Origin of the sequence: Roseibium album (assembly GCF_001404515.1) — a bacterium.
GTDB lineage: Bacteria > Pseudomonadota > Alphaproteobacteria > Rhizobiales > Stappiaceae > Roseibium > Roseibium album.
Genome location: NZ_CXWE01000008.1, coordinates 243,382 through 265,705 on the forward strand (window position 1 = coordinate 243,382; position 22,324 = coordinate 265,705).

General features: G+C 56.1%; 21 protein-coding genes. 5 read left to right on the plus strand and 16 right to left on the minus strand.

Features of this window, described 5'->3' with window-relative positions; all coding sequences use genetic code 11:
- Window positions 1–21 precede the first annotated feature (21 nt).
- The 8 genes from LA5095_RS25545 to LA5095_RS25580 all read right to left on the minus strand — a co-directional run bounded on the left by LA5095_RS25545 (window position 22) and on the right by LA5095_RS25580 (window position 9,055).
- A complete protein-coding gene (locus LA5095_RS25545) occupies window positions 22–1,065 on the minus strand; it encodes an NAD(P)-dependent alcohol dehydrogenase (protein ID WP_055120179.1) in 1,044 nt (347 codons plus the stop codon).
- 65 nt (window positions 1,066–1,130) lie between these two features.
- Window positions 1,131–2,768: a molecular chaperone GroEL gene (locus tag LA5095_RS25550; protein WP_055120439.1), complete on the minus strand. Its 1,638-nt coding sequence runs from the start codon at window positions 2,766–2,768 to the stop codon at window positions 1,131–1,133.
- A gap of 57 nt (window positions 2,769–2,825) precedes the next feature.
- A complete protein-coding gene (locus LA5095_RS25555) occupies window positions 2,826–3,623 on the minus strand; it encodes an iron-sulfur cluster assembly protein (protein WP_055120181.1) in 798 nt (265 codons plus the stop codon).
- Window positions 3,624–3,627: 4 nt separating this feature from the next.
- Window positions 3,628–4,653, minus strand: a complete 1,026-nt coding sequence (locus LA5095_RS25560; RefSeq protein WP_055120183.1) for an amidohydrolase family protein — start codon at window positions 4,651–4,653, stop codon at window positions 3,628–3,630.
- An 89-nt stretch (window positions 4,654–4,742) separates the two neighbouring features.
- A complete protein-coding gene (locus tag LA5095_RS25565) occupies window positions 4,743–5,114 on the minus strand; it encodes an MmoB/DmpM family protein (RefSeq protein ID WP_029062090.1) in 372 nt (123 codons plus the stop codon).
- Between the two features lie 17 nt (window positions 5,115–5,131).
- Window positions 5,132–6,196, minus strand: a complete 1,065-nt coding sequence (locus LA5095_RS25570) for an aromatic/alkene monooxygenase hydroxylase subunit beta (protein WP_055120185.1) — start codon at window positions 6,194–6,196, stop codon at window positions 5,132–5,134.
- A gap of 50 nt (window positions 6,197–6,246) precedes the next feature.
- Window positions 6,247–7,305 carry an NADH:ubiquinone reductase (Na(+)-transporting) subunit F gene (locus LA5095_RS25575; protein ID WP_055120187.1) on the minus strand — a complete coding sequence of 353 codons (1,059 nt, stop codon included), beginning with the start codon at window positions 7,303–7,305 and terminating at the stop codon, window positions 6,247–6,249.
- Between the two features lie 85 nt (window positions 7,306–7,390).
- Window positions 7,391–9,055 carry an aromatic/alkene/methane monooxygenase hydroxylase/oxygenase subunit alpha gene (locus LA5095_RS25580; protein WP_055120189.1) on the minus strand — a complete coding sequence of 555 codons (1,665 nt, stop codon included), beginning with the start codon at window positions 9,053–9,055 and terminating at the stop codon, window positions 7,391–7,393.
- Between the two features lie 670 nt (window positions 9,056–9,725).
- Between LA5095_RS25580 and LA5095_RS25585 the strand changes: the two genes are divergently transcribed.
- Window positions 9,726–10,667 carry a hypothetical protein gene (locus tag LA5095_RS25585; RefSeq protein WP_144436164.1) on the plus strand — a complete coding sequence of 314 codons (942 nt, stop codon included), beginning with the start codon at window positions 9,726–9,728 and terminating at the stop codon, window positions 10,665–10,667.
- Here the strand turns inward: LA5095_RS25585 and LA5095_RS25590 are convergent.
- Genes LA5095_RS25590 through LA5095_RS25600 form a run of 3 tightly spaced genes read right to left on the minus strand, consistent with a single transcriptional unit; the run spans window position 10,664 to window position 12,281 of the window.
- Window positions 10,664–10,852 carry a hypothetical protein gene (locus LA5095_RS25590; protein WP_196879117.1) on the minus strand — a complete coding sequence of 63 codons (189 nt, stop codon included), beginning with the start codon at window positions 10,850–10,852 and terminating at the stop codon, window positions 10,664–10,666. The genes LA5095_RS25585 and LA5095_RS25590 overlap by 4 nt on opposite strands.
- A gap of 18 nt (window positions 10,853–10,870) precedes the next feature.
- The gene (locus LA5095_RS25595; protein WP_055120193.1) at window positions 10,871–12,001 is read right to left on the minus strand and encodes a WD40 repeat domain-containing protein; all 1,131 of its coding nucleotides are present in this window, start codon (window positions 11,999–12,001) and stop codon (window positions 10,871–10,873) included.
- Complete coding sequence (locus LA5095_RS25600; RefSeq protein ID WP_055120196.1) at window positions 11,994–12,281, minus strand: hypothetical protein; 288 nt, start codon at window positions 12,279–12,281, stop codon at window positions 11,994–11,996. Before LA5095_RS25600 ends, LA5095_RS25595 begins: the two co-directional genes overlap by 8 nt.
- A 54-nt stretch (window positions 12,282–12,335) precedes the next feature.
- Between LA5095_RS25600 and LA5095_RS25605 the strand changes: the two genes are divergently transcribed.
- Window positions 12,336–12,605: a hypothetical protein gene (locus tag LA5095_RS25605; protein ID WP_144436165.1), complete on the plus strand. Its 270-nt coding sequence runs from the start codon at window positions 12,336–12,338 to the stop codon at window positions 12,603–12,605.
- A 585-nt stretch (window positions 12,606–13,190) separates the two neighbouring features.
- Here LA5095_RS25605 and LA5095_RS25610 read toward each other — a convergent pair.
- Both LA5095_RS25610 and LA5095_RS25615 read right to left on the minus strand, forming a co-directional pair.
- Window positions 13,191–14,066: an isocitrate lyase/PEP mutase family protein gene (locus tag LA5095_RS25610; RefSeq protein WP_055120201.1), complete on the minus strand. Its 876-nt coding sequence runs from the start codon at window positions 14,064–14,066 to the stop codon at window positions 13,191–13,193.
- 101 nt (window positions 14,067–14,167) lie between these two features.
- Entirely contained in the window at window positions 14,168–14,839 is a 672-nt protein-coding gene (locus LA5095_RS25615; RefSeq protein ID WP_029062097.1) for an IclR family transcriptional regulator, read from the minus strand.
- A gap of 89 nt (window positions 14,840–14,928) precedes the next feature.
- Between LA5095_RS25615 and acnA the strand changes: the two genes are divergently transcribed.
- Genes acnA through rraA form a run of 3 tightly spaced genes read left to right on the plus strand, consistent with a single transcriptional unit; the run spans window position 14,929 to window position 19,171 of the window.
- The gene (gene acnA / locus LA5095_RS25620) at window positions 14,929–17,508 is read left to right on the plus strand and encodes an aconitate hydratase AcnA (protein ID WP_055120203.1); all 2,580 of its coding nucleotides are present in this window, start codon (window positions 14,929–14,931) and stop codon (window positions 17,506–17,508) included.
- Window positions 17,508–18,662, plus strand: coding sequence for a 2-methylaconitate cis-trans isomerase PrpF family protein (locus LA5095_RS25625; RefSeq protein WP_208992859.1), 1,155 nt, complete (start codon window positions 17,508–17,510; stop codon window positions 18,660–18,662). The genes acnA and LA5095_RS25625 overlap by 1 nt, the downstream gene beginning before the upstream one ends.
- Entirely contained in the window at window positions 18,659–19,171 is a 513-nt protein-coding gene (gene rraA, locus LA5095_RS25630) for a ribonuclease E activity regulator RraA (protein WP_055120206.1), read from the plus strand. The genes LA5095_RS25625 and rraA overlap by 4 nt, the downstream gene beginning before the upstream one ends.
- 6 nt (window positions 19,172–19,177) lie before the next feature.
- Here rraA and LA5095_RS25635 read toward each other — a convergent pair whose 3' ends face one another.
- From LA5095_RS25635 to LA5095_RS25645, 3 genes are read right to left on the minus strand one after another with little or no spacing between them, the layout of a single operon-like run.
- A complete protein-coding gene (locus LA5095_RS25635) occupies window positions 19,178–20,218 on the minus strand; it encodes an ABC transporter substrate-binding protein (protein WP_055120208.1) in 1,041 nt (346 codons plus the stop codon).
- Complete coding sequence (locus LA5095_RS25640) at window positions 20,188–21,573, minus strand: sensor histidine kinase (RefSeq protein ID WP_055120210.1); 1,386 nt, start codon at window positions 21,571–21,573, stop codon at window positions 20,188–20,190. The genes LA5095_RS25635 and LA5095_RS25640 overlap by 31 nt, the downstream gene beginning before the upstream one ends.
- Window positions 21,570–22,235, minus strand: a complete 666-nt coding sequence (locus LA5095_RS25645; RefSeq protein ID WP_055120212.1) for a response regulator transcription factor — start codon at window positions 22,233–22,235, stop codon at window positions 21,570–21,572. The genes LA5095_RS25640 and LA5095_RS25645 overlap by 4 nt, the downstream gene beginning before the upstream one ends.
- Window positions 22,236–22,324 lie beyond the last annotated feature (89 nt).

Below are 22,324 nucleotides of genomic sequence, written 5' to 3' on the forward strand. Positions count from 1 at the left end.
ACAAATCATATTCTACTATACTTACGGAACGATCACACCTCGGCCAGTGAACTTGCGATTTTTGAAATCGTCAATCGCCGCATTGATGTTGTCCAGCGAATACTCAGTGTAGTGCATCTTCACCAAGCCATCGGCATTCAGCTCCATCAATTCAACCAACTCGGTATAGTCTCCGACGAGGCTGCCGCCGATTTTTATTTCGTTTACAACAAGTTCAACCGTTGGAACTTCGATCTGTCCGCCATACCCGACAACAATCAATTCCCCGCCCTGGCGCAGCAATTTCCAGCAGATGTTCTCCACGCCCAGTTCGCCGACAAAATCGATCACCACCTGACTTCCGCCACCGGTGATATCTTTGATCTGTTCGATCAGGTCGGGCCCGCCGTCGAGCACAACATCAGCGCCCAGATCCCGGGCAAGTGCCTGCGCGCCCGGCTCACGATCCACCGCAATGACGCGGGCACCACAGAGGTGTTTCAGACACTGGATCGCAATATGTCCAAGCCCGCCCACGCCCAGGACGGTGACATATGCTCCCGGGTAAACGAGACCGGCTGCCCGTTTTGCCGCACGATAGGCGGTAATACCGGCATCAGCCATCGGCGCCACATCCAGAGGAGTGACATTGGTGTTCAGTTTGATCAGTGAACTTTCGTTTGTCAGGAAATATTCCGCGAAACCGCCATCCAGTCCGAGCCCCGGAAATTGCCCGTGGTCGCAATACATGTCGTGGCCATACCGGCAATTCAGGCAAATTCCGCAACTTCTATGAGGGTGTACGATCACCGCATCACCAGGTTTTACGGATTTCACGTTGCTGCCGACGTCTTCTACCCAACCGGCATTCTCGTGGCCCATAATGTATGGCAAGAGGCTCCCTTCGACATCCATGATGTCCTTCCACACCCCTTCAATGATATGCAGGTCCGTGCGGCATAAGCCGGCCGCCCCCACTTTTACGACAACTTCATCAGCTGCGTTGATCGTCGGCGGTGCAACATCTTCAATGCTGAGTTGGACATTCATTGCCGGGTCATATTCATAAAGCCTAGCAGCTTTCATAACAGGTTCCTTCCGCAGGAATGAGGTCGACGGGCGCAGAACGCGAATGCGCCCGAATTGATTTCTTATGCGCGTCCCAGAAGTTCGGCCCCGCCACCCAGCGCCGGACCTGCAGTCGGATCCGCTTCGCCTTCGTCAAGGTCACCGATCAGGGTTTCCGTGGTCAGTATCAGCGTCGCTACCGAGGTCGCATTTACCAACGCACTCGCCGTCACACGTACCGGGTCGATTACACCTGCTTCGAACATGTCCTGGAATTCGCCGATTTCGGCGTTGAACCCCTGTCCCGGCGCCGCGGACGTGACCGAGGCAACAACTGAATCGGCATCCGCACCGGCATTGCTGGCGATCCTGGCGACTGGACGCGTCAATACCGAGCGAACGAGTTCGACACCGGCCCTGACATCGGCTTCGTTGTCGGAGGCGAGATCCTGCAGAACCCAGTCAATCTGCGCCAACGCCGTGCCACCGCCGGCAACGACACCATCCTCGGAAGCAGCCCTCACGGCCGAGAGCGCGTCATCTATCAGCTGGATCTTGCGTTTCTGTTCGACGGGCGTGAAACCACCGGCGTAGATGACGGCTGTTCCACCGGTCAGCTTGGACAAACGCTCACGCAGTTTGTCCTGCTCGATATTCGGCGGGGCAACCTCGATCTGACGCTGAACCTGGGCACGACGTGCGGCAACGAGATCCGGGTCTCCTTCGCCTTGAATGATGCTGGTCAACGAGGCGGATACTCTTACCTTTCTCGCCCCGCCCAATTGCTTGAGCGTTACGTCCTCGACCTTCTTGCCCAGTCCCTTGGATATGACCTCGCCACCGGTGAGAATTGCAAGGTCATCCATCATCGCTGAACGCCAATGACCGTATTCTGGCGGGTGCACAATCAGGTATTTTCCGGGACCACCGTCGTCCAGCAGACTGACAACCACTTCCGGTGCGATTTCTTCTGCAACAACAAGAAGGGGCCGACCGGCAGACTTGGCAATTTCACGCGCTTCGTGCAACACGTCCGGCGACGGGATCTTGTGATCCGTCATCAAGATCAACGGGTTCTCAAGAACAGCTTCCATCTGCTCCTGATCAGTCACCATGTGATGCGAGATGTAGCCGCGGTCGAAGGAAATTCCCTCGATAATTTCCAACGTCGTGTCGATGGTCACGCCGAAATCGGCAGAAATTATTCCGGTGTTTCCGACGCGCTCGAAGGCTTCGGCCACCAGTGCGCCCAGTTCGGGGTCCGATGCGGAAACGCGCGCAACCGCTCTCAGGTATTCCGGATGTTGCTCACAGGAGCGGGACGACTCGTCAAGACCCTCGACAATCCCTGAAACGGCAAGCTCGATACCTTTGCAAAGGTCGACGGGCTTGACGCCATTCGCCGTGATCTCAACGCCCTTTTGTATCAGCGCGTTCGCCAGCACAATGGCCGTTGTCGTTCCGTCTCCCGCGACCTCGTTGGTTTGCATGCTCACTTCGCGTACGACCTGGGCTCCCATGTTTTCAAACCGGTCGGTCAATTCGATCTCCGAAGCGATCGTGACCCCGTCCCTGGACACGATCGGCGTGCCCACGGGACGATCTATCATTGCATTGAGCCCCTTTGGCCCGAGCGTCGGCTCTACCGCTGCAGCAAGTTTCGCGACACCATTTGCCAGCGCAGAACGCGCACTTCCGTTATGGATGAGTAGCTTGGCCATCATCTGTCTCCTTGAATTTTTTGAGCGCCGCACGCGGCGCATCTGGCTCCGCCTGGCTTAGACAGACTCAAAATTTTGTGGGGGGACACGCCCTTGAATGAAGTCCACCAGAGTGGGACCGTCAGGCCCGATCTCAACTTCCTTGTAGCGGGTGTTGCTCAGTCCACGACAAAGTGCCCCGTTGAATTCCATGTTGATCCGCACGGATCGCAATTCGCTGAGGTGCTGGCGCAAGTTACCCGCTTCTATCCGCTGGCCGGTCCAGGTCACAAACGCCGGATCATCCGAACCGGAAGCCAATTGGCGAGAAACCAGCAAGGAGCGGTAACGCGGTTTCTGCCTGACTTCTTCTTCGCCCTGAAACTCGATCAGGTCGAATTCCCCAAGCGTCATGGAAACGATTGCTTCGGCGGACAATCCAGCCTGCTGCAAGGCAAGCAGAACGGTTTCCTGCCGGCGTATGAAAGCCTTTTCAAGGAATTTGAGATTGACGCTCTCCAGCTCTTCGCCGTTGCAATATTTGGAGAAAACCTCGTCAAAGCTGCAGCTTCCGTTGACACCCTCATTTACCTGAACGTCGAAGCAATGATCCTTGAGCGTGACGGTAACCTCACGCACCCAGTTCAGTTTTTCCACTTCCTGCCGGATGCCGAACGCCATGAGAAAGGCGAAATTCGGCGAGCACCAGTAGGTAGGAAGCCGAAAATCGACTTCCACCTTTTCAGAAGTAAAAACCTCAACCCGCTCGACAAAACCCATATCGGTGATGGGTTCGTCGAGTTCTGGATCGGAGACATTTTCCAGCTGTTCCCAGACGGTTGTCGCCAATTCAGATTGTTGAATTTCCTTCAGCATCTACTCACTCCGCTGCGACTTGAATTGGCGAAGCATTCAGTTGCTTGAGTTTCGCGGCGGCATCGATGCCGTACAGACTTGCAGCATTCAGGCCGAGTATCTTTTCCTTGACCTCGTCCGTGAGCTGAACGCCGCCGCGTTCTGCCGAAATGTCTTCCGGAATCTGATAGTTCCAGAGCTGGTCAACAAGCCAGGCAGGTGTCCAGATTGCATAGTCGGAACCGAACAGGAGCTTGTCTTCCCCGACCCACCAGAGCAATTCTGCCATGACCTCGCCGAAGTAACGGGGGCGGGAGTGGATGAACGGCAAGGCAACGGCCAGGCCTGCGTAGACGTTTGTCTCCTGCGTGGCGATCCAGCAGAAGTCATCGAGTCTCGGAAGGCCGCAATGCTCGATGATCCAGTTCAGGTTCTGGAAATCTGTCGCCGCATAGTCGACATCGTGAACATCAAAGGCATCCTTGTTCAGAGGAATGATCGTCGGACCCTTGTGAACATGGATATTCCGTATCCCGAGTTTGTCGCAAAGCTCGAAACACTTGTAGGCTGCCGGATCATTCAGCGCCCAACCCTTGCTGTCTCCGTTCCATTCAGCGGTGTACATTTTCACACCCTGAATATCGAAGTTTTCCTTCATGTAGTGGATGTATTCCAACGCCTTTTCACCGTCGCGCGGATCGAATGTGCCATTGACGATGAAGCGCTCGGGGTGGCGGGAAGCCATCTCGGAACTGCGTTCAATGCTGGAAAAGCCGTTCTTGTAAAAGTCACTCAGATAAGTCGACTGAATGATCGCCATGTCGTCCGGACCATCAATGAACAGGTCACGATAGACATCGTCCGCAGTGTATTTTTCGAACTTGCTCTTTTCCCAAAGCTCCTCAGCCGGGCTCAGGTTGGTGTGATAGGCGTAAAAACAATCAATAAACTGCTTGCCATGAACATTGGCCTGGTTTTCCGGACTTCCGTCCCAGAAGTGTGTGTGGCCATCGAGAACAAAGATCTCTCTTCCGTCTTCGGTCTTATACATCATGCTCCTCCATCATTTTGCTTTGCTTCCGGATCTAAAGAGGGAGCCGCGGCGCAGCGGTTACGCACCGTCGCGCCGTGGCAATCGTGTCACTCGATGTATTCGAAGACTTCATCCATGTTGCCGAACAGGATGACCGTGTTGTCGTCAACACGGACCATTCGGCCGTAGTGGGTTGACGTGTTGACCTCGAAGATTTCGGCGGTCATTTCACGACCCAGAAATTCGCCGATTTCATCCATCCTGAAGATCAGCTTGCCTTCACCGTCGATGCGGATTGTTGCGGGGTTGTATGTCACGGTGACCTTGGGGTCCTCGCCCATAAACTCGGCGATGGCGCGCGCTTCCACGCTATCGTTCATCGTGACACCACACTGGTGGGAAATTGTCCTCTCGAACTTGATCTCGTCCATCGACTTGAAAATGTTCTGCTTCGACGCGTCGCGAGCGATATTTGACATGGTGAAATCTCCTATGATTAGCGGCTGAGACCGAGTTCACCGAGGATCTGATCGATACGCTCGTGCGATACGGCTCTAACGTCTTCAAACGCGACGGGTTTTGAGTGGGGTTGCGACCAGATGGGTTGCAGGTTCTGCACGGCCTTTTCGGCAAGCTGGCCATGCTTGGCGATCCAGGACTGAAACAGTTTCCTGTTGTGGTCCGCGTGCTTTTCGTCGTTGACGAGCAGGAACATCAGGTCAATCGCGTTGGCGAGATTTCGTTCGTAATCCGCTTCGGCCGCCGAGATGACCGGAGGTGTGATGAAATCGTTGTTGGCCGCAGCCACCTGCATGAAGAAGCCGGAACGGATCAGCTCGCCGACAAGGGGTTCGAAGATGATGTTGATCGCGAAGTATTGCTCAAGATAGTCCTCGCTCCCCATGATCGCTTCAATTGCTTCACGCGTGGGCTGCCAGACTGGATCTTCAAGCCAGCTCTTTTTGCCGAGATCGTCATCCCAACCATCGATATCCATGCCGATTTCGGCGAGATACAACGTAATGTCCTGAGCCAGACGCAACTTGTAGCTCGAGTTGGTGAGCGTCGCGTTGTTGATCATCTGCGTGTAGCCATACCGCTGTGCCTGCATCAGCGACGTCCCAAGACCGAATTCGGCATGTTTCCAGGCGCCCAGATGTGCCTGCAGGACCCGGCACCAGGTTTTGTCAAAGGCTGCCGGAGCGCCTGCCTTGCGCGCATTCGAAATGACGTTCTGCACCATCGTCACGATCTTGGACTGACGTTGATAGTGCGTGCGTTCCCATTCCTGATCCGGTGCACGAAACGCGTGCCAGTTCGAGCTGAGCGCTGCGGTGTAGTCCTTCTGATAGGCACCACCGGCCTTGCCACCTTCAAACTCGATGATCCAGTCCTGGATCAGATAGCGTTCGGGATCGGGCTGCACGTCCACCGTGACGTCTTCATAGTGCGTTGCACGCTTCCCGCGCGGTTCAAAATAGTTGTACTTCCTGCTGTTTGATCCAACGAATGTCGCTGCGCCTGCAGCGCCGGATCCAACTGAGCTTGATGTTGCAACCATCGAAGTATTCCTCCCTGTGATAGTCCTTCAACTAGCGATCAGCCCGAATGTCAGTGGGCCGATGAACCGGTAGTTGGAGTGAATTTGTCGAAGAAAACGCGCTCGGTATCGAAGTCGTGCATGAACAGCACCGGCGTCAGGGCGTCTATCATCGGCGGTGGCCCACACGCGTAGACGTCTCCGTCGCCATCGATGCCCAGTTCCTTCAGATAGCGATCGACGCATTCGTGCACGAAGCCCCGTTCGCCTGTCCAGGTGCCGTCTTCTTCTGCATGGCTGAGGACAGGGATGAACTCGACGGACGGATTTTTCTCCGTAATGTCCGTGATTTCCTTCATCTTGAAGAGATCATTCCGGGTGCGGGCGCCGTAGAAGAAGTGGACCGGCCGAGTTTCCCCACTGGCCAGGTGATCGTTCAGGATTGACCAGACGGGTGACATTCCGGACCCTGCTCCCACTAGGATAAGTGGTCCTTCTCGTCCTTCTCTTCGGAAGCACATTCCGTAGGGTCCCGTGACCTGGACTTTGGCTCCGGCCTTGATCCCGCCTTCATCGAGTTCGTTGGAGAACTTTCCGTCGGGATACTTTTTGATGATGAAGGAGAGGTTTTCGGTTTCGCTCGGCGGATTTGCCATGGAGAACGAGCGTGTAATCGTCTCCCCCGCTTCCGTGGTGACCGTGATGTCGACATACTGTCCGGCCCAGAACTTGAGCGGCGAATGCAGTTTGATCTGAACGCCGCGGATATCATGCGTCAGTTTTTGAAAATCGACGATCTCGCCGGCATATTCCTTTACCGGGATCGACTTCGACAAAACTTCCTCGTCGTAGTTCAGCAGCTCTATTTCAATGTCGCTGAAGGCCAGCGTCCGGCACATGAGGACGTGACCGGTATCTCGCTCCATATCGTTCAGGGCGAATGTCGAGTAGTTCAGCATCTCGCTTTCGCCATCCAGCTGCACGCATTTGCAGGCAGAACATTGACCTTCCTTGCAGCCATGCGGCAGCGCTATTCCCTGACGAAATGCGGCATCGAGAATCGTTTCGTTCTCTGCCACCTCAAATTCCACACCTACCGGTTCCAGTCGGACATTGTAGGTTTCTGACATCAGCTCAGTCTCCGTATTCCAATATGCCGTGGCGCGTCTCACGGACTTGGGAAAACGGAGGCCATTTCTGGCCTCCGCAATTGTCTTAAGTGCATGGATTGATGGTGAAGCCCTTGCGGTACTCGCCCACATGCGCATCCCGCTCGGCATCGGACATTGCCCGCAATGCGTTGAGGGGTGAGGCCAGCTGATGCCCGCGCACGTGCTCAAGCTTCCACTGATCCTTGTCGTCGAAGCGCAGGTGCGGCTGAGGCACCAGGGTTTCGCCGTCATCGCGGACAAAGTTGAGATCCTTGATCGCGTCGGCGAGGTCCCAGCCGTCGTAAACGGTTTCCCATTCACGCTTGCCGGAAAATTTACCCATCGCCGGTGTCGGCCGACCCTGATACTCGTCGGAGAAGGCATCCACGGCGGTCCAACGGTCCAGTTCGTGCGCGAAGGTGTGCCATTTGCCATCGATCTGGTCGATCACCATGTCCTCACGGATGAGGCACGGAACAAGGCATGACCAGCAACGGTGCGGATACACATATCCGGTCTCTTCATTGAAGGTGATCACCTTCTCGCCGGGCTTGCTGAGTTTTTCGTACCACTTCCAGAAGTCGCCAAATTCGGCGTACCAACCCGGATACTTGTGCTCGAACCACTCGAAGTCCTTTTCCGTCTGGGCTTCGATCCGCCAGAAATTTACCGGCCAGCCGACAGCGAAGAACTGTGCGACCTTGTGGACGTATTTCTTGTCGGTGATACGCTTCCAGGCTTCCTGGACGTCATCGTGGTGGATCTTCACACCGTACTTTTCAAGCGGCAGCATGTAAGTCCGGTAATAGTCTTCAAAGATCCAGCGGTGCCACATCTCCGCGTAGGATTCTTTCTCCTTGTCGCGGTTGGTTGTGCCGTACTCGATGAACGTACCGATCGCCGCGTCGACAATGGCGTGGTTCTGCCAGAACGCGTAGCGGAGATCCCGCTCGAGAAGCAGGTGGTTTTCCGGTTCCTTCAGAGCTGCCATCAACAGGGAGTGACCATTCCCGATATGACGGCTTTCATCCGACTGTACCGACAGGAACACGGTCGGCAGCGCATAGTCGCCATTTCTTGCCGCCTCGGAAGGCATCGCAACGAAAAGGGTATTGGTGAACGCCGTTTCTGCGACAACCGTCAGATACATGCATGCAGCAGTCATGGTATCGCCGGTGATGAAACCTTCACCGAATTGACGGCCGATCGTCGTGGCATAGCACTTGCCGAAGGCTTCTTCGGTGATATCGAATCCGGCAGGATCGATGTAGTTTTCCATGTACCACTTTTTCAGATTCATCTGGATCGTGGAGTGACGGAACTCGTCGACCATCTGCATGGTGAAGCCGGTACGAAGGTCCTCGCCCGGTGCCAGGCGGGCAACCATTGCCATGGACCGTGCGGCGGAGATTTCCGGAAAGGGAATAATCGCAAGGAAGAGCTTCATCCACTCGATCCAGCGCGGCTCCACATTTCGGAACATGTCGCCGCGCAAAGCGGCATCCAGGGCACCGTAGACACGATTGTCCTTTTCCTCTTCCATCGGGAAGTAGGAACGAAGCACCTGCTTCATCGGATCGCGCGGGGCCTTGGTGATCTTGTAGTCGGTCGGAAATGTCGAGGCTTCCTGCACATAGGTAGGATTCCAACCAAGGTCAGATATTTTCTTGGTGGCCTCACCCACCGAGATGCCTCGTTGAGAGGTGATCTTGTTCAACGTTATTGCCATTCCTGGAGCCTCCTCAGCTCGTACCGGCGAACCGGTTCATGGATGGCAGCAGACAGCTGCCTGACTGTCGGACCCGAAACATGCAGGTAGCAGGAGCAGGCACTCCCCCACTGCATGGGATCAGACGAATGACGGCAAAGGTTGAGCAGATTCACGCTGCAACGCGTGTCTCCTGGAATTGCACCATGACTGCCGGCTGCTGGCCGTCCGGTGCTTAACCTCCCAATTCCTTCGTTCTTGGTGCACCTTGCTAGACAAGGCGCTGTTTTGTGCTTGAGGAATTGCAAGGATGATTCCAGTTTTGGAACCAATCGAAGAAATCAAGAAAAATTAATCTCTCGAAACACATAAGAGACTGTTTTTTAAACGAAAATTATTTGAAGAAATATTTCCGGAAAACTACTTCGAGACCTCCGCCCGTCGACTGAGAAATTCTGACAGTGTAAAAGTGTTATGAAACTTTACGTCTCTTTACATAGTTGTCCGCGCCAACTGATACATTTCTTGCGCCGGTCAGAAATGTTGGCAGCCGTACTTGGTTTTTGATTGTCTTCAGACCAGAACATCGTAGAAATATCTGAACCCGGTCGCAGACCGGTTATCGAACCTGCTGTCGCCTTCTCGACCTGCACCAAGCCCCCTCGTCGTCGATGCCCGGGGAAAGGAAGAAATGAAGCTTGATAGGATATCTTTTGCAGGCTGCTATCGCGGTGCATCGCCCCAGTTGATCGCACACACCCAGCAGCTGTGGTCTGCAAGGGGATTGGATCTGGAAAGCACCTGGCTTCGGACAGTCGGATCCTTGCGGGGGTTCCGGGCCGCCGATTTTCCGGAAGAAGAAGACAGCAGTGCCCCGATGGATGCGTTTTTCCTGTTTGATCAGGCGATCATCTGGGTGGCCTCGCTCCACTCTGCGGCCAACTGCATTGCCTCACTGCAGGATGTGCAGCTTGATCGGGCTCAATGGTCAAGCCTGCAGGCAGTCACCTATCGACTGATGGAACAGCTCGACGCTGTCCGGATGCTGTTTCTGTCGGACTTGCCGATTCCGTCGATGCAGATCGCACGTTCAATTTCGGAAGATGCCGACATGGCATTGGCATTTCTGATCCGCCGCAAACTTGCACAACGCTTTACGGCGTGCCGCACAACAGAAGAAGCAAACGAGTTCTGGCGTCGTCATATTTCAGGAGGCCGGGCGTTTCGTGTCGTTGCAGACCGGTTGTATGAAGTCGGCCTGGATTTCGGCAAGCAGGGAGACTATTCCGACTGGCGTCGTGACACGCTGGCGATCTTGGGTACAGCCGCCCATACGTCGTTCCTCAGGCACTCACGCTCCGATGGTGCCGCGACTGAAAACGGGCAATTCAGGGATACCCATGACTGTCTTGAATTCGTGACGCTGCGTCTTCACGAGATGTGCGCCTATTCAAATGTTTTGCAGGAGCGGCTGTCGAAAGATCTGAAATACATCAGCAAACAACAGCCGCAGCCAGGCCTAAACCAGTCTCTTGCCATCTCGGCCGCAGCAATCAGCGAAATCACCGTGGAACACTGGCGCCGAACAGTTGCAAGAGATCCATTCGGATTGTCAGGTCAACGAGAGAGCTAGTGGCGACTTGTGTCGCTACCCTTTACTTCTCCGCGTGCAATCCATTGAGCAGCCATCACCAACGTACCCATGGCGAAGTCCTTGCCGTGTTCTTCAATCATTTCTTCGGAAATTTCCGATACCCGCCTGAAGAACTCGTCCTTGCTTTCTTCTTCGGGTGTCAGCTTTGGTTTCACGTCCTGCATTTTCTTCCTCCTACGTCCTTATTTGAACATCTGTTCGGGAAAGGCGACGATGCTGCTTTCCCCAGCCTTGTCGCCGACGGAAAGGTTTTCTCCATCCGGCGACCAACTCATTGTGGTTATTGCCTCGTTTGACGCATTCCTCAGCAGAAGTTCGTCTGGATCTCCAATGGAGGTCAGCGCGATCATTCCGTTTTCATATCCGGCTGCGACCAGGTTTCTTGTTGGGTGTGAAGCAATGGCCTCCAGCACCACGAAACCAGGTTTTCCCGATGACAACGGAGATCCCGGATGGTCGTTTTCCGGCAAATCAGACACTTTCCATCCGACAAGACGGAAGGCTCCCGATGCGACGAGGGCACCTCCGGCGTCGTTAAAGTCGGCGTTGCGAACCTCTCTCGGAAAATTGCCAATTTTCTCCACCGTCCTGCCGACGCAATTAATCACCAGCATCGCTTTTTCTGCACATCCGCAAGCCACATGAGTGGATTGCGAATTCCAGTTCATCGACAAAATTTCGCCAACGCAGTCAGCGCTCCACTGTAGTTTCAAGTCTCTTGAACGCTCCAGGATCGAAATCGAGCCTTCTCCCCACGCCGCGATTTTTCCATCCCCGGCGATGCCGGAAAGGCAGGTAACCTGATGATCCAGTTTCAACGAAACCAGTTGGGCATCGTTCCCGGTGCCGGTGACGAAGACTTCGTTCTCGCGGGCGAAGACCAGGTGCTCGCCCGAGGGATCACCGTTGAATGCGCAAATGGGTCCGCTTCCAGACGACACACGTTCAATTACAAGTCCGCGGGCCGTTGCCTGTCGTATCGTGCCGTCCTTGCATGCGATCGCAAAACCCTGGGCGCCGAAGCGCGCAATTGGCAGGTGCGTCAGCGCAGACACATCCAGAATTGATGCCGGTATCGGGTCGACTTTTCGCGGCCGGATCGTCGTTCGGCCACTCTCCTTGTCGATCACGGTCCGCCGGGCCGGCGACTCAGCGTCCGACGTCCGGACGATCGCCAGCTTGCCGGATGTCAACAGGAATGCAGCAAAGCTACCGTCTTGGCTAAAGATCGAATGAACCGGCTCTTCGTCAAAGGACCAGGACATGGCCAGCAGTTCAAATGCTGAGAGTCCTCTGGAACTTTGCTCATTCATGATGTTTCCCCTTCGTTTTTGTTTCTTCGAGCAACTTATCGACCTGCTCCAACTCCGCCTCCAGCTCACTCAGGCGAGTAGCATTCGCTTCCAGATCGGGGGTCGCAGGCCTTTGATCAACGACCTCTTCCAGATCCGTCGCTGACAGGAGGGACAGAAAATCAGCGCCCCCGGAGACCTGCAAAAGACGATGATGTTCAGCGTTGGCGGCCGACAATTCCTGCACAATGTGAAGCCGCTGGCGAAGAAGGTCCCCGATTTTCTGAGATTGACCTGACATTTGGCTTTCCTACATTTGGCGCGTCGAGTGAGATCGGATCGGAGGACAGAAATCATGCAGCAAACAGCAACCAGACAGTTCATTACGGCCGTAGCTAGCGTTGGCCGGGACATCCTTGGCGCCGGTCATCCGTTGATTTCCAAAATTGAAGCAGCCGGCACGACTGTCGATGCGGAGACAGTCGACGAGATACAAAAAGCGCTCTCCGCTCTTCCTGAAGAGACGCGCGACACTCTCATGAGCGCCGTTCACAAACACATGCGCGAAGATATTTCGGCAATCTGGGGGCAACTTCCTCACGCCGAGAGCAATGAGCCCAACTAGCGGTACGAAGCTCGCTTGTTGTCTGGCAATTGCTGGCAACTCGCCAGTCGAGACCATTCTCATGACTTTGCCCAAAATTGCCTGTGTTGAAATATTGCGTACATTTTCACGCACTCGTAATCCGGCTTCTTCACGGGGCACTTGCTGCTTCAGCAAAAGAACAAATACCGCAAGACACAGACACGAAATTATAATACATGCTTCAGGAAAGCAAAAATAATGATCAATATAATAAAATAAAATAATTACTGTAATTTTTCTTTACGCATTTGTTTTTGAACGTAACGAAATTTTACATGTTTGATCGGTTTTAACTTCAGTTTGTCATCGCACGCATGCAATCCAGATGCGTCCAACACCCAAGTCCGATCTTTGTCTTTTCTCGACGGGATCAGTCTTCGGGACCGCAGATGTAGATTGCCGCTCACAGCCCCGAGACGATACGCGAGACCTGAGACCGAAGAGGCTTCTACCCGTCATCCGATGCAAATGAATGTTGGCCGACTACGACTGATGTTCGTCATCTTTCAACGAAGGTCGAACCACGAACAGGGGACGGGACCAGTCAGACATGGTCCTGGACTGCTACTTCGAAGAATAGTTTTTTTCGAGATCGTCATAGAAGCTCTTGTGAACCGCGTTCTGGCGAATTTCGAAGCTCGCAACCGGTCCGTCTTCATCCATGCGCCCATCGCTTTTCAGAAGGGACAGCGCGTCATGCATACCCTTCAGGGCCCCCTGAAGCGCGACATTGGCGTAGAGCACAAGGGCGTAACCCATTCCATCGAGCTCCGAAAAGTCGATGATCGGTGTCTTGCCGCCGACGACCAGATTGATCAACTGCGGCGTGCCTGCAAGCCGCGCCGGTATCTCCCGAATGTTTTCCAGTTTGTGCGGCGCTTCGATGAAGGTGACGTCCGCGCCGTCTTCGATGAAGGCTTCCGCTCTTTCGATGGCAGCGTCAAACCCGTGTACCGCGCACGCATCGGTGCGCGCAACGATCATGAAATTGGGGTCGATACGGGCGTCAGCGGCCGCCTTTATGCGGCTGCGCGCTTCTTCCAGGTCCACAACATCCTTTCCGGAAAAATGGCCGCAGCGTTTCGGATTGACCTGGTCTTCAAGCTGAATTGCGCTTGCGCCTGCCCGTTCGAGCGTACGAACCGTGTGATGGACGTTGAGGGCATTTCCAAAGCCGGTGTCCGCATCGACAACAATGGGCAGCTGGGTCGCGTTGCGGATCGTCGAGGTGTGCTGCGCAATCTCCGGAAGCGAAACGAACCCCAGGTCCGGCATGCCGAGATATGTGTTGGTCAACCCGGCACCTGAAATATAGACTGCCTCGAAGCCCAGCTGGTCAATGACACGTGCCGCCAGCGCATTGGCAGCGCCCGGCATCAGAATGGCGCCGCCCTGATCGAGGCGCATGCGAAACGCCTTGTTGATTTCATGGTTCATCATGGCTGCGTTCTCCGGGATCCTGCAATTGCAATGTGCGTAATACCCGTTCACCGGATTGGCAAGCTGCAGCCAGGAACGTTCTATCAGGCAAAATCGCGTGGCTATGTCGTGGTCAGGCCATGAGCAAGTCTCTCCAGCAGCGGGATCGCGCGTGCGCGCGCTTCCTCGTCAAACCGCGTTGCGAGGCCTGATACCGTAAGCGCACCGACAAGTTCACCGGCCGCGCTGAAAACAGGCGTCGATATGGAAGAGATGTTGGGATTCGTTTGCCCGACAGAGCTTGCGGTTCCGTTTTCATTGAAGCTGCTGAAGTCGTCCATGTCTTCTCCGGAGTATCGGCGTAGAACCAAACCGGATGCCCCCGTTGAAAGCCGAAGACGCATACCCTCCTCGACATGAAAGCGCAGCAAATTTGGCGAATTTTCCCTGTACAAACAGACGCGTTCATTGCCTGCTCGCACATAGAAAGACGCTGTCTCACCTGTCGCTTCGGCAAGGATCCTGAGCGCGGGTGCCACATGTTCTCGCTTGGTGAAGTCTCGCCGGAAGATCAGAGCAAGACGCCAGACACTTGGACCGACGCTGAACCTGCCGTCTTCGTCGCGCTGAATGAAACCATAAATGCGCATCGAATTGGTCAACCGCAGGATCGTGCTCTTGTGGAGGCCTGTCTCCTCCGCGAGTTCCGCCAGCGACATAATCGGCTTCTGCGTCGAAAAGGCACTCAGGATCGACATGGCGCGTTCGACGGATTCAGTGCGGTTGGTGGCCATTCTCGTTCTGTCAGATGAAACGCAACAAGGAGCACCTTGCAGCAATGCCGGAACCCTGTCTAGCTTGCCGGTAGTTCAGGAGAGGCTAAGTGACGTTCAAGATCATCCCCAATTCCAAATTTTCGGCAACCGATTATCGCTCGGTCATCGGCGACGGGTATCGCAGCCTGCCGCATTCCCTGCGCCTGCTGGCGGAGAACGCGGCGCGCCATTCCGAAGGCGGTGAAGCGGCGCTGGATGTTCTGGCGCGCGAGGGAGATGCCGTTCCGTTTCGTCCTGCGCGCCTCTTGTTGCACGACATGCTCGGGATTCCGGCCCTGATCGACATAATGGCGATGCGGAACCTTCTGGAAGAACAAGGGCGCGACCCGCTCAGTGTCGATATGAGCCTACCGGTGGACCTCGTGATCGATCATTCCATGTCGATCAACCACTGGGCGGACAGGTTTGCACTTCAAAAGAACATGGATCGCGAATTCGAGGTTAATCGTGAACGGTTCGAATTTCTGAAGGCATGCGAAACCCGGTTCCCGCGCCTGCGCGTCATTCCTCCGGGTGGTGGAATCTGCCATCAGGTCAACCTTGAGTTCCTGGGACAGACTGTTCTGCCATCCCACGAGGATGACAATCTGCTTGTGCCCGACTCCTGCCTCGGGACTGACAGCCATACACCCATGATCAATGCGCTCGGCATCATGGGCTGGGGCGTCGGTGGCCTCGAGGCAGAAGCAGTCCTGTTCGGAGAAACAACGCCTGTCAACGTGCCCCGTGTCATCGGACTGGAACTTACAGGCGCCCCTTCTGATGAAATCATGGCGACCGACATCGCACTTGTCATTGCAGAGAAACTGCGCGCAGTTGGCGTAGTGGACACATTTGTTGAACTGTTCGGGCCAGGCTATCGCACGTTGAGCGTCGCGGACCGGGCGACGATCGCAAACATGGCTCCCGAATATGGATCAACAATGGTTTTCTGCCCGGTCGACGAGCGGACAATCGGCTATCTTCGTGACACCGGACGCGGCAGGAGTGCGAACCTCACCGAGATCTACAGCAAGGCACAGGATCTGTGGGTCGATGGCTCCGACACGAATGTGGAGTATGATGAGGTCGTCGGTCTTGACCTCGGCCGGATCGGGCGTTCGGTGTCCGGGCCGTCTCGTCCCGAACAGCGGATCGACCTGGCGGATGCCAGCGAGCGGTTGAAACTCAAGGGAGAAACGGAGCGCAGGGTACCGGTTCAGGGCACGTCACATGACATCGGCGATGGCGATGTGATCATTGCCGCGATCACCAGCTGCACGAATACCGCCAATCCCCGCAACATGGTGGCCGCCGGCCTGATGGCCCGAAATGCGGTCGCACGGGGCTTGAAGGTCCCACCTCATGTCAAGACGTCTCTCGCTCCCGGATCAAGGGTTGTGGCGAGCTATCTGGAGGAAAGCGGTCTGCAAGGCCCGCTTGACGCGCTCGGCTTTGAAATCGCGGCGTTTTCCTGCTCGACCTGCAACGGCATGTCGGGACCTTTGCATCCTGCACATGAGGCAACGATCAAGGCCGATGATGTCAAGGGCATCGCAGTGCTGTCCGGAAACCGGAATTTTGCGGGACGCATTCACCCGCTCGCGTCGCGCAACATGATAGCTTCGCCTCCCCTCGTAGTTGCCTATGCATTGACAGGCACGATCCTGAAGGACATCACCTGCGAACCACTCGGATACGACCATGACGGCGATCCGGTAATGCTGTCGGATTTGTGGCCGTCGGCAGATGAAGTGACAGAGATTGTCGAAAAATTCGTAACTCCGACAGAATTCAGCAGAAACTATGCCGCAATCAACGATGTAAATGTGCACTGGAATGATCTGGCAGCAGATGCGGGCACTTACGAGTGGGTGCCCTCGAACTACGTGTCGTTCCCACCTTTCGTCCGAAAGATCGACAAGGTCGCCGGACCTGTCGGGCCACTCAAGGGCCTGCGCCCTCTGGTCATCCTGGGGGATAGCGTCACGACCGATCACATTTCTCCTTCGGGCATCATCACGCCGGAGTCGGAGGCCGGCAGGTATCTTCAGCAACAAGGTGTCGAGCCAAGGGATTTCAATTCCTTCGGGACGCGGCGCGGCTGCTCCGACGTTGTCGTCCGCTCCACCTATGCGAACTACAGACTGCGCAACGAGATGACCCCGGACAACGAGGGTTCCTGGACCAGGATCGAGCCGGAGGGTGAGATCACTTCCGTTTTCAAGGCAATTGAGACCTATCTCGACAGGGACCAGAAACTCGTTGTGATTGGCGGCAAGGAATATGGTTGCGGTTCTTCAAGAGATACGGCGGCCAAGGCGCCCTGGCTTGCCGGTGTCCGTGCAGTCATTGTGGAGAGTTTCGAGCGGATCCACCGCTCGAACCTTGTGAACATGGGCATCGCTCCGCTCTGCTTTCCCAAGGGTGTCACGCGCCGGACACTGCGCCTCGACGGAAGTGAGACATACGATATAGATATTGACGAGGATCTGCTGGGAGCCAGGCTGACAGTGCATCGCAAGGACGGCAGCTACGACATGACACCTCTTGACCTTCGCCTTTACAATGATGGCGAGCGGGACACATTCGCTGCCGGCGGCCTGTTGCCGCGCGCATTCCGAAAATTCCTTGCAGGAGCGGCATGATGCAGAAGCGGTTGCGGGCTGCCTTCTATCGCGGAGGAACATCCAAGGCGGTCGTGTTCAACGGCAAGGACCTGCCGGACGACCGTGCGATTTGCGACCGGATTTTCCTTCATGTCTTGGGCAGTCCCGACGCCTACGGCCGCCAGCTGAACGGCATGGGTGGCGGCCTGTCCTCGCTGTCCAAGGTTGTCATCGTCAGGCCTTCGGACCGTGAGGATGCCGATGTCGATTACACCTTTGTCCAGATCGCAGTCGATGAACCGCTGACCGATTACGGATCGGCGTGCGGGAACATGGCCTCCTGCGTCGGGCCTTTTGCCGTCGAAGAAGGCATGATCAGCCTGCAGCCTGGACAGACCGAAGCGCTTGTGCGGATCTATGACACCAATACCGACCGGCTCTATCACGCCGGTTTTCCGGTTCTGGATGGCAGACCTGTCGAGCAGGGAGAGGTCCGGATACCCGGCGTTTCGGGCACAGGTGCACCCGTCGTGCTCGACTTTCTTGCGCCGGGCGGTGCGGCGACCGGAAAACTGCTGCCCAGCGGCCGGCCGATCGACGACCTGAGGGTGGATGGGGTCGGACCTGTCACGGTGTCGCTGATGGATGCGGCAAACCCAGTTGTCTATGTCCGGGCGACGGATCTGGTAAAAACAGCGACAGAGCGTCCCGAAACCCTTGACGGCGATGCCGTTCTCATGGCCCTGCTCGAGAAAATTCGCTGCGCGGGTGCAGTCGCGATGGGGATGGCAGATACCACCGGCGACGTAAAGCGTTCGACCCCCAAGGTCGCCCTCGTCGGTGCCGCGCAAACGTTCACCTCTCTTGACGGCGAAACGCACGGGCCCGAAACCCATGACCTGAATGTACGGCTGGTGTCCATGGGCAACTTTCATCGGGCAATCACACTGACCGGCGGCATGTGTACGGCGGTTGCGTCGCAGATACAGGGCTCACTGCTGCAGGAAGCCTCGAGCGCCGCCGGACCCGACCTGAGAATTGGCACGCCTTCAGGTGTGTTGACCGTGACAGCTGACGTGCGCACCGGTGACCAGGGTCCGGAAGCCGTGACCGCCGGAACCTACCGGACACAGCGGCGGATCATGGAAGGTGCCGTCCTTTATCCTGCCGAGTATCTGGAGGACGCGTCATGAGCAACAGTTTGGCCGGCAATCTGACCGGGTTTTCAACCTGTGACCTGAACGATGCCAATCCCGGCAAGGTCCACTTCGTGCATTTGTCTTTTCGTGACTTCGGAGCGAAGAGGCGATTTGCCGGAAGACTACGAACCGCGGTCATGGTCGAGGACACAAAGCTTGCGCAAGAAACGCTCTTTTCGTCAAAAGGCAATGGCGATGTCATCGTGCTGGACGGAGGAGGTTCACTTCGTACCGCATTGCTGGGTGACAGGATGGCTGAACGACTGATCGCGAACGGTTGGGCGGGCATTGTCGTCAACGGTGCAGTGCGGGACGTCCGCCGCCTCGCCGATCTGGACCTTGGCGTGAAGGCTCTCGGGACAAGCCCGATACGCTCGGGCAAAACGGGAAGTGGAGCAATCGATGTGCCGGTTGCCTTTGGCGGCGTTCTCTTTGAACCGGGAAAATACATCTACTGCGACGAGGATGGCGTTCTTGTTTCTCAGGAGCCCCTGACCGCCTAGGCGCCCCTAGGGCTGAACCATGGCGTTGAGCCACGCCCGTATGAAGGTTCGCCGTTTCAACTGGTCCAGATACACCAGCAATCCCGGACCAAGCCGTATCGGACGGAAGGCGGCCTCACGTTGCAGGACACCCGGATCAATGGCCGGTAGCCCGGTCAGATCCTCAATCAGGTCGCGGTTGTCTTCCGACACCAGGAAATCGACGAATTGTCCGGCCAGATCGAGATTTCCGGCTGTCTTGGGTATCAGCACGGTGCGCAACATCACGGTCGTGAAATCACTGAACTGAAGAATGCCCAGATCCGTGTTGTCGGCAAGGTGCGCAGCTGCATAGCTTCCAAGAACATTGTAGGCGAGCGCCAATCGCCCCTCGACCACATCACGGATCATCCGGCTGGAACAGCAATAGAGCCGGGCGTCGAGCCGGCCCATTACTTCTGCCATGCGCCAGAGCGACTCGGACTGGCGCGAATCCTGCGTTGCGAACAGATAGCCGGCGCCGCTTTCCCGGATATCATAGGTACCTACCCTGCCCTGGAAACGGTCCGGGTTTTCGCGCAGCAGGGCGATAAGTTCATCACGATTTGTCGGCTGTGGAAGACCTTCGAACGCAATCTTCGAGTACACAAGGACCGCCGGTTCCTGTGTGAAGGCGTAAAGGCGATCTCGCCACTTCGCCCAATCCGGGAGCGACGCGGTTTCCGTTGAAACATAACGCTCTGCGAACCCGTCATTCACGAGCTTTGTCTGAAGATCCATGGCAGATGAAATTGCAATGTCGAACTCCGCGTCCTCTTCATAGAGAGCTTTCATGAGTTCGCTGCTCGACGCGGTCACATAATGTACTTCAACAGTAGGATTGCGGGCCTGGAAGGCTTCGACCAACGGCGCAAAAACACTGAGGTCCGCGGTTGACAGAATGTTCAGTGTCGCCGCCGGACGATCGACTTCAAAGAGGCGTTCCTCTTCGGCAACAAAACCGTGGGCGGACGTCATCTGGACCCAGATCCATCCGATCAGGCCGAGGGCAATGTAAGAGACGCGCATGTTCCCCTCCTTTCCGGATTGTCGGTCAACGCAAGTGACCCGCCATGAGCGCTCACGACCTCCTCCACGATTGTCAGCCCCAGCCCCGATCCGATAATATCGCGCACGTTGTCGCCCCTACCGAAGCGTTCCGTCAAGCGGCTGCGATCACCGTCTCCCAGACCCCTGCCCTCATCAAGGACATCGATCCTGACAGTTGAAGCGTCTTCGGATATTTCCACCTTTATCCGGCTGTCCTCCGGCGAGTATTTGACCGCATTGTCCAGAAGATTGCGCAGCGCGTTCTGCAACAGGATCGGGTCGCCCTCGACCGCGCTCGTCGTGTCGGATCCGGAGCAGGTTATGCGGATATCCTTGAGATCCGCCGTCGGACTGATCGACCGGATCACGTCTTGCGCGAGATCCTTCATGTTCAATTGTTCTTTCTCCAGATTGTCGGAGCGCAGGGCAACCATCGCATGATCGAGCAGCTGTCCGGCAGAGCGCGAACTTTCGTCTGCCGCGCGGATCACCTCGCGCAGGATCTGCTTGTTTTCCGGTTTTCGCACGCTGCGCAGGGCAATTTCCGATTGGGTTCTGACGGTCGCCAGCGGGGTACGGACGTGATGGGCGGCTTCAGCTATGAAATCCTCCGTTCGTGCCAGCGAAGCGCTCAGCCTGGCCATGAAGGTGTTGAGTGACTGAAGCAGCGGCACGAGTTCCGTCGGAGCTGATGTCGCAACCGGGCTCAGGTCCTGAGGACCACGCCGCTCGACAGATTGTGCCAATCGATTGAGCGGACGCATTGCATTGTTGGTGGCAAACCAGCTGAGTGCACCGGACAACAGGAAGAAGCCGATGCCGGCAGCGGCCGCAGCAATGGAGATCTGCAGCGAAACGGCGGCGAGGCCAAGGCGTGTCTGCGCGACGAGTACTGTCAGGATCACGGTCTCGTCCCCGACGGTCAGTCGCCGCGGCAACGCGGCGATCCGCACTTCGTCATCCCGGTAGATTGCCGTTGCAAATACGGGCTTTCCGGTCTCGGCAGCGCTGGCTGGTGCCGGCAGATCATCGTACCCGGTGACCGTGAGATCATCGGCGGTAACCCGATAGAAAACGCGTTCCTCCGCGATCGAACCAAGCATGGAAAGTGCCGAATAGGGGACGTCGACCAGAATCTGTCCACGTTCTGCCCTGGCAGCTTCGGAAATCGCCGTTGCCGACGCGATCAGGATATTGTCCTGGGTGGTCTCGGCCGCTTGCTGGGCGAGCACGCGCACAGTGAAATAGAGCGCAAATGACAGAATTGCGGCGACCAGCAGCAGCTGTAGCAAAAGCCTGCGTCTCAGTGACCCTCGTGCGTGTACAACGGTCATGTGGCGGTCATCCGGTAACCGACCCCGCGCACCGTCTCGATTCTGACGCGTCCCCCCTGCAGCTTTTTCCGGACGCGTCCGACATAGACCTCAATCGCATTTTCCGAAACTTCCTCGTCGTAGGAAAACAGCCTGTCGACCAGGTGAGACTTCGAAAAGATCATGTCGGGGGCGGAAAAGAATACTTCCAGCAGACGCAACTCGCGGTTCCTCAATTCGAAAACACTGCCGGCAACGGCGACGGTTCCGGCAAGTGGATCGAAGACCACGTCCTCATAGGTTTTCTGGTTGCGGGCGGCGCCCTGTCGCCGTCGCAGGACGGCCCTGCACCGGGCTTCCAGCTCTGAAAAGTCAAACGGCTTGGTGATGTAGTCATCAGCGCCAAGGTCAAGCATACGGACGCGGTCGGAAACTTCAGAACGCGCCGTCAGCACGATCACGGGTGTGTCGTTGTCGCAGGTCCGGTGCCATTCCAGAAAGTTTCGCCCATCGCCATCCGGCAGCATGATGTCAAGCAGTATGAGTTCGTATCCGGTGCCCGCCAAACAGTCCGCTGCTGTCTCCAGATCCGGCGCGTGGTCAACGACATGCCCGTCAAGCCCCAACCGTTCAACGATGGCTGCAGCCAGTTTTTCATTGTCCTCGATCAGCAGGAATCGCATTTATTCGGCCATTTTCCCATTTTTTTTGTGACGTGACAGGTTCGTGTCAGCTTTCCCAATACTTTTGGTGTTTGCAAGGGGCTCGTGAA

Excerpts from the sequence above, each read along its gene's own strand:
- LA5095_RS25545 (WP_055120179.1), bottom strand. The coding sequence starts at position 1,065 with ATGAAAGCTGCTAGGCTTTATGAATATGACCCGGCAATGAATGTCCAA.
- LA5095_RS25550 (WP_055120439.1), bottom strand. The coding sequence starts at position 2,768 with ATGGCCAAGCTACTCATCCATAACGGAAGTGCGCGTTCTGCGCTGGCA.
- LA5095_RS25555 (WP_055120181.1), bottom strand. The coding sequence starts at position 3,623 with ATGCTGAAGGAAATTCAACAATCTGAATTGGCGACAACCGTCTGGGAA.
- LA5095_RS25560 (WP_055120183.1), bottom strand. The coding sequence starts at position 4,653 with ATGTATAAGACCGAAGACGGAAGAGAGATCTTTGTTCTCGATGGCCAC.
- LA5095_RS25565 (WP_029062090.1), bottom strand. The coding sequence starts at position 5,114 with ATGTCAAATATCGCTCGCGACGCGTCGAAGCAGAACATTTTCAAGTCG.
- LA5095_RS25570 (WP_055120185.1), bottom strand. The coding sequence starts at position 6,196 with ATGGTTGCAACATCAAGCTCAGTTGGATCCGGCGCTGCAGGCGCAGCG.
- LA5095_RS25575 (WP_055120187.1), bottom strand. The coding sequence starts at position 7,305 with ATGTCAGAAACCTACAATGTCCGACTGGAACCGGTAGGTGTGGAATTT.
- LA5095_RS25580 (WP_055120189.1), bottom strand. The coding sequence starts at position 9,055 with ATGGCAATAACGTTGAACAAGATCACCTCTCAACGAGGCATCTCGGTG.
- LA5095_RS25585 (WP_144436164.1), top strand. The coding sequence starts at position 9,726 with ATGAAGCTTGATAGGATATCTTTTGCAGGCTGCTATCGCGGTGCATCG.
- LA5095_RS25590 (WP_196879117.1), bottom strand. The coding sequence starts at position 10,852 with ATGCAGGACGTGAAACCAAAGCTGACACCCGAAGAAGAAAGCAAGGAC.
- LA5095_RS25595 (WP_055120193.1), bottom strand. The coding sequence starts at position 12,001 with ATGAATGAGCAAAGTTCCAGAGGACTCTCAGCATTTGAACTGCTGGCC.
- LA5095_RS25600 (WP_055120196.1), bottom strand. The coding sequence starts at position 12,281 with ATGTCAGGTCAATCTCAGAAAATCGGGGACCTTCTTCGCCAGCGGCTT.
- LA5095_RS25605 (WP_144436165.1), top strand. The coding sequence starts at position 12,336 with ATGCAGCAAACAGCAACCAGACAGTTCATTACGGCCGTAGCTAGCGTT.
- LA5095_RS25610 (WP_055120201.1), bottom strand. The coding sequence starts at position 14,066 with ATGATGAACCATGAAATCAACAAGGCGTTTCGCATGCGCCTCGATCAG.
- LA5095_RS25615 (WP_029062097.1), bottom strand. The coding sequence starts at position 14,839 with ATGGCCACCAACCGCACTGAATCCGTCGAACGCGCCATGTCGATCCTG.
- LA5095_RS25625 (WP_208992859.1), top strand. The coding sequence starts at position 17,508 with ATGCAGAAGCGGTTGCGGGCTGCCTTCTATCGCGGAGGAACATCCAAG.
- rraA (WP_055120206.1), top strand. The coding sequence starts at position 18,659 with ATGAGCAACAGTTTGGCCGGCAATCTGACCGGGTTTTCAACCTGTGAC.
- LA5095_RS25635 (WP_055120208.1), bottom strand. The coding sequence starts at position 20,218 with ATGCGCGTCTCTTACATTGCCCTCGGCCTGATCGGATGGATCTGGGTC.
- LA5095_RS25640 (WP_055120210.1), bottom strand. The coding sequence starts at position 21,573 with ATGACCGTTGTACACGCACGAGGGTCACTGAGACGCAGGCTTTTGCTA.
- LA5095_RS25645 (WP_055120212.1), bottom strand. The coding sequence starts at position 22,235 with ATGCGATTCCTGCTGATCGAGGACAATGAAAAACTGGCTGCAGCCATC.